Here is a 9998-nt window from a genome sequence, read left to right as displayed (position 1 = left end):
TATTTATTACCTTGGAGTTTTCTCGTACTTTAAATACAATGCCGTCCATCCAAACAATTAGATAAACAGGTTCTAATGGGCGATTTTGCCAAACAACAATGTCATCTATAATTTTACTTGTAATACGAGAAATCGCACTAGTAGAAACATCAAAGTCATAGGACTCTCGAATTTGATCCTGGATGTCACTATTGCTCATTCCTTTGGCATAGAAGGAGACAATTATATTTTCAAGTCCTTCAACCATATTGCCACGTTTAGGAATGATCATTGGATTAAAACTAGCATCCCGATCTCTAGGAACTTCTATTTCTGACTCTCCATAACTGGTTCTCACCTTTTTCTTGGCATATCCGTTACGTGAGTTATTTATTAAAGATTTGTGGTTCTTCTCATAACCTAAGTGCTCATCAAGTTCACCTTCGAGCATCTTTTCAATACCTCGTTTTTGAATCTGCTTTAAAAAGTCATTTAGCTCTTGGCCTGTCTTAAATTTTTTGAAAAATTCATCGGACATTAAATCTTTTGCATTCATAATGTGTGATTTAAAAGTTTGACTTTCAATGTAAAGTTATTTCCAATTTTTTTCTTGAGCTAGAAAAAGGCTCCGAAAAAATCAGAATAACTTTACTTACACACTTTATGGGATACTACTACTATTCGAAAATATAGGAGTAATTGCAAGAAGCTATTTGACAAAACCTGACTATAATCATATTGGTAAGTCCGCACTATCCAACCTACAGGCTTACCAAAAAGCTTGTAACCAACTCAATTTAGCCTTTAACGGCAATTTGCAAACCTAAAAAAAGTTTTTAGTATCAGGCTTTCTACTAACTTGACAGGATAGATTCTTTTGTGCCCAATCTGTAATGGCAGTTCAAATTCAATGCGGGTTTTGTAGTTTGATGACTAAGTTTTATCATAGTAATATCGTTCACGATGGACAATAAAACAGGGCTTTATCTCACACAAAATCTGACAGCGTACCCTTAAGTGAATTATACTGAAATTAATTATATGGAAAAATATAAAAATGTACTCATAATTAGTAATAGGTTTGATATTACTAGTAACAAATATAAAAAATGGCATTGCAAATTAGCACAATTGCCTGATGACATAATCTAAAATAGAATCCAAGTAAAAAGGTAACACCATTAAATATAAGATTATATATAAATCGCTAATAAAAGTAACCGTTGCACAACTGATTAAAATTTCTAATCATATGATAAGAGCCTTAAAAACTTGTTAATTGACAGATTTTCAAGGCTTCATTTTTTAGCTGATGATGATGTGAGTTTTAAATTATTAAGTTCTTAAAAGGAAGCTAAACGAGCCAAATATGCTTATTAAAATAGCGAAATGACTAATCCCCTGATTGGTTATTGTTTCAGCTGTTTTACTCATAAACTATCCCAATAGTCCGAGTGAGCACAAACTGCTGGTGCGAGCGTTTCGCTCGTATCTATTTTTAAAGAAAATAATATTAACAGATCTCACTTACAGTAAAATGTGAGTAGGGGTATATTATTGCAAATAATTATAAAATATTATTTAAATTAAGTTGTAATTTATCTTTGAATAAGGTTTGAGTAGAAAATACAAATTCCACAATAAAGAAGGTTTGTACTTTGTAAGTTTTGCAAGGGTATATTAGATTGATATATTTGTACGAGAATAATATTTTTCAATCGTTACTGACAGTTTAGAGTATTGTTGCAAAAACAAAGGCATGTGTTTTTTTGCTTACTGCATAATGCCTAGTCATCTTCATTTAATTTTTAATGATGGGAATTCAGATCCTGGTAAATTGCTTAAAGAATTTAAGGTATATTATTCGAAGAAAATTCAAAAAATGATTGAGGAAAACCCTCAGGAAAGCAGAAAAAAATGGATGCTTTGGATGATGCAACGTGCTGGTAAAATGAATAGCAATGTGAAAAAATAGGCAATTTTGGCAGCAAAATAATCATCCCATAGAGTTGTGGAGTAATAAAGTAATAAGCGAAAAACTAAATTCTATTCATAATAATTCAGTGGAAGCTGGTTTTATTGAGGAAGCACATCATTGGAAATACAGTAGTGCTAAGAATTATGCAGGGGAAAAAGGACAGTTGGAAGTAGAATTATTGTGAACCTCAGCCTGTGTTCATAGAGTACGGACGAAACGCTCGCACTAGCCTTTGGTTTGCATAAACTCGGACTATTTGGGTATGTTTGAACTTATAGATTTTTGAATAGGAAATTGAATAGCTTATATTTTGATTAGTAATTTTTTAATATAGAAAAATAATGCACATAAAAACTTTTTTACTTTTTATTAATATGGCAATTTGTACTTGTGTTTATGGGCAGGATATCCCGAAAAATTTCAAGAATCCTATTTTGTCAGGTTTTTATCCCGATCCATCTATTTGTCGTGTTGGAGATACTTATTATATGGTAAATTCCAGCTTTGAATGGTATCCGGGATTACCTATTCATAAAAGTAAAGATTTGGTTAACTGGGAAAAAATTGCTTATGGACTAAATAGAACCGACCAAATAGTTTATGAAGATGGATTGAGAAATTCTAATGGTATTTTTGCTCCTACTATTCGTTATCATAAAGGTACTTTTTATATTATAAGTACTATGGTAGGACAAAAAGGTAATTTTATTATTACTGCAAAAGATGCATCGGGTCCCTGGAGTCAGCCAAAATGGATTGCAAATGCACCAGGAATTGATCCTTCACTTTTTTGGGATGATGATGATCGTTGTTATTATACCGGAGCCGGTGTTATTGATGGTTCGGGTAAGGAATGGCCTGGCAAAAATGGAATTTGGATGCAGGAAATTGATCCCGATAAGGGAATTTTACTTGGCGAAAAGAAACAATTAACTTACGGACATGCTTCTAATGCGCGTTGGGCAGAAGGACCACACCTTTTTAAGATTGATGGAGAATATCTACTATTAATTGGCGAGGGGGGAACTGGCGAATATCATTCGGTTACAGTGTTTAATAGTAAGAGTTTATGGGGTCCATATATTCCTAATCATGCCAATCCGGTTTTAACACATCGCCACTTGGGTAAAACCTATTCTATTGGTCAAACCGGACATGCCGATTTAGTGCAAACGCAAAATGGAGAGTGGTGGAGTGTAATGTTGGCGAAAAGACAAATTGATAATTATGTTACGCTTGCCCGTGAAACTTTTTTGGCTAAAGTTATAATGACAAAACAAGAGAGTGGGCTAACTCCAATATTTAATCCTGGGCTTGGTTTGTTACAGTATGAGCAAGAAAGACCCGATTTACCATGGAGTCCGCTTGCAAAAATTAAGGATCTGGACGAATTTGATTCTAACAAACTGGCACTGGAATGGAATTTTTTACGTAGTCCAAAAACCAAATGGTATAATTTAAATAAGGGACAACTTGAAATACAACTGCGTCCCGAAATGATAACAGAATTAGTAAATCCTTCTTTTATTGGACAACGAACTCGTTTCCCGAATTATCAGGTAAATACAAAGCTTATGTTTTCTACAAATAAAGAAAACGAAAAAGCAGGACTTGTTATTTATCGCAGACACGGTAATAATTATCAGCTATTAAAAAGTAAGAATGAGCTTATCTTAATTAAATCGTTTCAAAAAGATAATAAAGGAGAGTTCGAACCTGAAATTGTGGCTAGTGTACCCTATAAAAAGGAAGTGGTAATATTGGGCGTAAAAGTTGATGGTATTAAAGTGCAGTTTTTGTATGGCGATAGTCAGAAAAATTTAAAAGCCATAGGCGATATCCAGGATTATACATTGCTTTCGGATGATGTGGCACAAAAGTTTAACGGTGTTTATATTGGAATGTATGCCACTTCATCTTCTAAGAAAAGTAATAATATTGCAAAATTTGATTGGTTTTTTAACAAAGGAAACGATTAATTTTGTGAGGAGTTTGGGAGTTTTTTTATTGAATTGTTTAGCTAATTTTACTTTCGTTTTGGTACATCAGAATTTTTAAATACTACAGATGGTAAAGAACTTGATTTAATTACTATCTATTAAATTAAGTGTTGAGTGTCGGGTTGTTAATTGTGAGTAACAAGTGAAAAATAGGTAACAAATACTTTTTATAAATGGATTATAGAGATATTGTATTTATTGCTGTAGCCGAAAATCTTAGTTTTTCAAAGGCTGCTGATAATTTAAACATAAGTCAGCCTGCGGTAACAAAACACATTAAGGAATTAGAAATTAAGTATAATTCGAACTTATTTGAAAGAAAAGGGAATAAAATTTACCTTACTCATAAAGGGAAAGTTGTATACAATAAGTATAAGCAAATAGAACAACAATATCGGGAACTTGAATTTGAAATTGGCCAACTAAACAATAATATTTCAGGAGATTTTATAATAGGAGCTAGTTCAACAATATCGCAATATCTTATTCCTAAAACAATAGCTTCTTTTTATAAGCGCTATCCAAAGCTTAATATTCACCTTGTAAATGGTAATTCGTTTGATATGGAACGCCTTTTATTAGATAGTAAAATTGATATGGCTATGGTAGAGAATCAAGCTTCTCAGGCAGGAATTCAATATAAAAATTTTTTAGATGATGAATTAATTGTTGTGAGTGGAAAAAATAGTGTTTACTCTAAACGAAAGAACATTAGCAAAATAGATTTACTTCAAATTCCTATTGTTTTGCGTGAAAAAGGTTCAGGCACATTGGAAGTAATTAAAGAAGCTTTTTTAAAGCAAAATTTGAATTTTGAAAATTTAAATGTCCCAATTCACTTAGGAAGTACCGAGTCTATAAAAAACTTTCTTCTTGCTTTTGATGGTTTGGCAATTGTATCGAAACAGGCTGTAAAAACAGAATTATACTCAAAAAGTCTTGTAGAAATAAAAGTAAAAGGCTTTAGTATTCCCAGAAAGTTTCGTATTGCAAACAAAATGGGGCATAAAAGTCGGCAAATTGAATTGTTTGAAAATTTCCTATTTCAATATAACTTTTAGTTATACCTTATAAAAATTTACTATTTGATATAGTTATATCCAAATTATACTTTTATAAAAAAAAAGTATGGAAAGAGATAAAATTATTAAGAGAGTAAAAGGGGAGTCTGTGTACATTAATCGGCTCTATTTATTAATAATATGTTTTTGTTTTTTGCCGTTTATTTCTCCGGCAATTGCTTTGTTTATAGGTTTATTGCTTTCTCTTATAGGTATTAAGCATAAGGATATTCATAAGTACACTTCGAATATATTACAATTATCTATTGTTTTATTGGGTTTCGGAATGAACCTTAGTGATGTGTTAAGTGCTTCAAAAAGTGGTTTTCTCGAGACTGTGGTTTCTGTTACTTTTGTAATGACTACTGGTATTTTATTGGGTAAATTTTTAAAAGTAGAGAAGAACATAGCACTTTTAATTGCAACCGGTACTGCTATTTGTGGAGGAAGTGCCATTGCAGCAGTTGCACCGATATTGAACAGCAAAAATTATCAAAACTCATTTGCTTTGGTTGTTGTTTTTGTATTAAATGCAGTTGCATTGTTCCTATTTCCCTTTGTTGGTCATAAATTAGGATTAAGTCAGGAAACATTTGGAAACTGGGCAGCTATTGCAATTCACGATACCAGTTCGGTGGTTGGCGCCGGAGCAATTTATGGCGAAAAAGCCTTACAAGTTGCCACAACGGTTAAATTAATTCGTGCCCTATGGATTATTCCTTTATCCTTAGTAATTGCATTTTTAAATAAAGGCGAAGAAAAGAAGAAGATTAAATTTCCCTGGTTTATTCTGTTTTTTGTGTTCGCTATAGTATTTGCGAATATGTTTCCAAGTTTGCAGGTAAGCTATTCTCACTTCAGTTTTCTGGGTAAGCGTGGAATGGTGGTTGCTCTTTTTCTGATTGGTTCAAATATATCAGTCGATCAAATTAAAAAATCTGGTATCAGAAGTTTTGCTTTGGGTTTTGTCTTATGGGCAGTAATTTCTGTAGGTTCATTATTTCTTTTAACTCGATAAGCTATGCCTAACTTATACATCATATTTACAATTGTTTTTTCTAGTTTAATTAAAGGGGTAACAGGATTTGGATTTGCATTATTATCCTTACCCATTCTTTTAACCTGGTACGATGCAAAAGAAATAATACCAGTTTTAATGATTTGTAATTTAGTTGCATCGCTGTTTATAATTTTACAGAAAAAAGACAGGAAACTTATTGATAGGCCATCAAGTTATTTAATAATATCGGGAGGTATATTTACAATTTTTGGGGTAATAATATTGAAATATGTTAATACTGCATATTTAATTCATATTTCGGGCTTTGTTTTTATTATCTTAACAATATTGTCTTTACTAAATAATAAGTCTGAGAAAACAAGTTTGCGATTGTTAACTTATCCTGTTGTAGGTGCTATTATTGGTTTAATAACTGGAGTAATATCAATTAGTGGGCCTCCATTGGCACTTTTTCTTAATAAAGCTCGGTTTAGTAATGATAAGTTCCGTGAAATATTTGCCTGGTTTAGTATTGTTACTGCAAGCGTAGCTATTATCGGTTATTTCCAAATAGGATTGCTTACAAATCAGGTTTTTAAACTCTCATTATTATTTTCACCCATATTACTAAGTGGCACTATTCTAGGTAAATATCTGAATAGATCAATTTCGATAAATAGCTTTAGAACAGTAAATATTATACTTACTTTTATTTCGTGTATCATTCTATTAATCAATTAAAATTTAATAATAGCATGGTGAAAAAGTAGTTGGCCAATAGAATGTAAATGGCTAACAATTAAAGAGTAGTATGCTGAGAAGTAGATGGCATTGTTTCGAAAAGAGATTTTTTTGGAAATCTTTAGGGATTTTTAATGTAAAATTTTATCCTGCTGTATATTACGAATGGCAAAATCTTGCCGAAAATAAAGTAAAATCGCTAAAATTTCAGATTTAAATAGTTAATAAGTTAAGGGACGCATCTAATGTGTCCCTTCTTTAATTATACAATATTTCTTATTGTTTTTTTTGGAAGAGAAGGCTTTTCTGTTGTAACTTAGATCAAAACAGATACTTAAACTTAATTTATTTTGTTATGGCTGCTACGAAAAAATTGGTTGAAGAAGATAATAAAAGCAAGGAAATTCTGGGTGCTGCTTTGGATGTTTTTGTGAAAGTGGGGTATTTTTCAGCTACTGGAGCAGATGTCGCGATAGCTAGTAATACCTCGGAAAAGGAGTTGTATTCATATTTTAAAACCAAAGAAAATTTACTTCATACGATTGTCGAAGAGGCAGTTCATATTCTTTTTGACGGACTAGATCCAAACGATGATGGTGAACTTCAGGAAGTGGAGTTGCTATTTTTTATAAATGATTATTTAGAGTCTATCGAAAAAAATCTGAAGTTTTTTAAATTATTTTATGCTTTGCGTTTACAGCCTGGCGTGGTTCCATTGTATAAAGAGGAATTGGATGAAATTGTAAGCATGAAATTTGATGTTTTAAATGAATATTTTAGTCAGATTGGTGCTACAGATCCTGAAATGGAAACTGGATTTTTAATTTCAATGCTCGATGGTATTGCCATTAATTATGTGTTGCAGCCAGAGGGATATCCAATAGATGCTATGCAGCAAAAAGTTCTGAATATGTATGTATCGAAAGCTGAGCATGAAGAATAATTAAGAATTTTCAGACTCTTATTTACTTTGCGTATAGGGGAGTATATCTTGCTGCATTGCAAAAAAGCCGATCTGAAGAAAATCAGATCGGCTTTATATATTTTGCAAATAGTTTAATAGCAAATGCTATAAGCTATTTGTAGTTTATTTTAATCCACGCTTAATTAATAAAGGATCGATACTTGGTTCTGCACCTCTAAAGCGTTTGTACAATACCATTGGATCTTCGGTACCACCTTTTGCTAATACATTATCGCGGAAAGCTTTTGCAGTAGCTTTATCGAATAAACTGGTTTCTTTAAATGCCTGGAAAGCATCAGAATCTAGAACCCCAGCCCAAATGTAAGCATAATATCCTGCAGAATATCCACCAGCAAAAATGTGCTTAAAGTAAGTTGAACGATATCTTGAATAGATTTCAGGAATTAGTCCTAATCCTTCTAAATAGTTCTTCTCAAATGTCATTACATCTTCAGTAAGCTCTTTTGTTAATGTATGATATTTCATATCTAGCATTGAAGCAGCAAGATATTCAATAGTTGCAAATCCCTGATTGAATTTACCAGCATTCTGAATTTTCTTAACCAATTCGGTAGGGATTACTTCGCCAGTTTTGTAATGTTTAGCGTAAATAGCCAACATTTCAGGCTCAAAACACCAGTTTTCCATTATCTGAGAAGGAAGCTCAACAAAGTCGCGAGAAACAGAAGTTCCCGACAAGTAGTTGTACTCACACTTAGATAGGAATCCGTGTAAAGCGTGACCAAATTCGTGGAATAAAGTTTCAACTTCATCAGGCGTTAACAAGGCAGGAGTATCGCCAACGGGCTTGGTGAAATTACAAATGTTCATAATAACAGGACTCACTGGATGATCAGTTCCAAATCCTGATTGTTTGCGGAATGAACTCATCCATGCTCCGCCATTTTTAGAAGCACGTGGGTGATAATCAACATAGAAAATACCAATGTGTGTTCCATCGGCTTCCTGTAATTCGAATACCTGATTTTCAGGGTTGAATTTAGCGATATCATTACGAGGAATAAAATTGATTCCATATAATCTGTGAGCCAGTTCAAAAGCACCTTTACGAACATTGCTAATTTCGAAATATGGCTTTAATTCTTCTTCGTCTAAGTTGTATTTTGCTTTCTTTACTTTGTCGGCATAGTACCACCAGTCCCAAGAAGCTAGCTTGAATTTTCCACCTTCTTTGTCGATGATTTTTTGCATTTCCTTCACTTCTTTTTTAGCGTTAGGAAGTGCAGCTTTCCAAAGTTTGTTTAATAGTTCAAACGCCTTTTCAGGAGTTTTTGCCATGTTTTTTTCCAAAATATATTCTGCATGGTTTTTGTACCCGAAAAGTTGAGCACGTTTGATACGAAGGTTTACAATTTTTTTAGCAACCTCTTTATTATCAAATTTATTGTTGTTGTTTCCTCGGTTTACATATCCCATATACAATTGCTTACGCAAGTCGCGATTATCAGCATATTGTAAGAAAGGAAGCATGCTAGGCTTTTGAGTAGTAAACAACCATTTGCCTTCCATGCCAGCATCTTTTGCTGTTTCGGCAGCAGTTGCTTTAACACCTTCTGGTAAGCCTGCAAGATCTTTTTCGTTGTCGATAACCAATTGGAAACTATTGGTTTCTTTCAATACATTATCTCCAAACTGAAGAGTTAATGCCGAAAGTTCTTCATCAATTTTACGCAACTGATCTTTCTTGTCAGCAGGAAGGTTAGCACCACCACGAACGAATCCCTGATAGATTTTTTCCAACATTGTTTGTTCTTCAACAGAAAGGTCTAATTGATCTTTTTGATCATAAACAGTTTTAATTCTTTTAAATAAATTTTCGTTTAAACTGATATCAGCACCATATTTTGAAAGAAGTGGTGATAATTTTTTCTGAAGAGCTGAAATTTCATCATTTTTCTCAGTACCGCTAATATTTCCGAATACATTGCTTACTTTATCAAGCAACTTACCTGCTTTTTCGAAAGCAACAATTGTGTTTTCGAATGTAGGAGTTTCTTTACTATTTGCAATTGCTTCTATTTCGGCACGTCCTTCTTCCATACCTTTCATAAAGGCAGGCTCGTAATGTTTAAACTCTATTTTGTCGAATGGAGGTGTCTGAAATGGAGTGTTATACTCCGCAAAAAACGGATTCTCATTTTTTTGCTCATTTTTGTTACTATTACAAGCGGTTAATCCAATACCTGCAATAAGTACGTAAAGGAATGTCTTTTTCACTTTGTTAGGTTTAGTAATTAATACATAAAATTGTTTG

Annotated in this window: 9 protein-coding genes; 7 read left to right on the top strand and 2 right to left on the bottom strand. The window is 32.8% G+C overall.

Annotated features, from left to right (window positions below; translation table 11 throughout):
* The coding region (locus tag ACT3CE_RS14830; protein ID WP_444710550.1) for a transposase at positions 1–535 on the bottom strand (535 nt) is incomplete at its 3' end.
* 1161 nt (positions 536–1696) lie between these two features.
* On the opposite strand from ACT3CE_RS14830, the gene ACT3CE_RS14825 reads away from it, so the two are divergent.
* From ACT3CE_RS14825 to ACT3CE_RS14795, 7 genes are all read left to right on the top strand, one after another.
* Positions 1697–1954, top strand: coding sequence for a transposase (locus tag ACT3CE_RS14825; RefSeq protein WP_444710552.1), 258 nt, complete (start codon positions 1697–1699; stop codon positions 1952–1954).
* A gap of 34 nt (positions 1955–1988) precedes the next feature.
* Positions 1989–2141, top strand: coding sequence for a hypothetical protein (locus tag ACT3CE_RS14820; protein WP_444710549.1), 153 nt, complete (start codon positions 1989–1991; stop codon positions 2139–2141).
* Positions 2142–2298: 157 nt separating this feature from the next.
* On the top strand, positions 2299–3936 hold the full coding sequence (locus ACT3CE_RS14815) for a glycoside hydrolase family 43 protein (protein ID WP_444710548.1): 1638 nt from the start codon (positions 2299–2301) through the stop codon (positions 3934–3936).
* Positions 3937–4130: 194 nt separating this feature from the next.
* Positions 4131–5018, top strand: coding sequence for a LysR substrate-binding domain-containing protein (locus ACT3CE_RS14810; RefSeq protein ID WP_444710547.1), 888 nt, complete (start codon positions 4131–4133; stop codon positions 5016–5018).
* A 67-nt stretch (positions 5019–5085) separates the two neighbouring features.
* Positions 5086–6036 carry a YeiH family protein gene (locus ACT3CE_RS14805; protein WP_444710546.1) on the top strand — a complete coding sequence of 317 codons (951 nt, stop codon included), beginning with the start codon at positions 5086–5088 and terminating at the stop codon, positions 6034–6036.
* Positions 6037–6039: 3 nt separating this feature from the next.
* Positions 6040–6759, top strand: a complete 720-nt coding sequence (locus ACT3CE_RS14800; RefSeq protein WP_444710545.1) for a sulfite exporter TauE/SafE family protein — start codon at positions 6040–6042, stop codon at positions 6757–6759.
* 355 nt (positions 6760–7114) lie between these two features.
* A complete protein-coding gene (locus tag ACT3CE_RS14795) occupies positions 7115–7702 on the top strand; it encodes a TetR/AcrR family transcriptional regulator (protein WP_444710544.1) in 588 nt (195 codons plus the stop codon).
* Positions 7703–7846: 144 nt separating this feature from the next.
* Here ACT3CE_RS14795 and ACT3CE_RS14790 read toward each other — a convergent pair whose 3' ends face one another.
* Complete coding sequence (locus tag ACT3CE_RS14790; protein ID WP_444710543.1) at positions 7847–9961, bottom strand: M3 family metallopeptidase; 2115 nt, start codon at positions 9959–9961, stop codon at positions 7847–7849.
* Positions 9962–9998 lie beyond the last annotated feature (37 nt).

This window comes from Marinifilum sp. RC60d5 (assembly GCF_052400665.1).
Classification (GTDB): domain Bacteria; phylum Bacteroidota; class Bacteroidia; order Bacteroidales; family Marinifilaceae; genus JBQTGK01.
Note: the sequence above shows the minus strand (reverse complement) of the source record. Positions and strands in the feature narration are given on the sequence as shown.

Coding starts and splice junctions, on each gene's coding strand:
- ACT3CE_RS14800 (WP_444710545.1), top strand. CDS start 6,040: ATGCCTAACTTATACATCATATTTACAATTGTTTTTTCTAGTTTAATT.
- ACT3CE_RS14795 (WP_444710544.1), top strand. CDS start 7,115: ATGGCTGCTACGAAAAAATTGGTTGAAGAAGATAATAAAAGCAAGGAA.
- ACT3CE_RS14815 (WP_444710548.1), top strand. CDS start 2,299: ATGCACATAAAAACTTTTTTACTTTTTATTAATATGGCAATTTGTACT.
- ACT3CE_RS14810 (WP_444710547.1), top strand. CDS start 4,131: ATGGATTATAGAGATATTGTATTTATTGCTGTAGCCGAAAATCTTAGT.
- ACT3CE_RS14805 (WP_444710546.1), top strand. CDS start 5,086: ATGGAAAGAGATAAAATTATTAAGAGAGTAAAAGGGGAGTCTGTGTAC.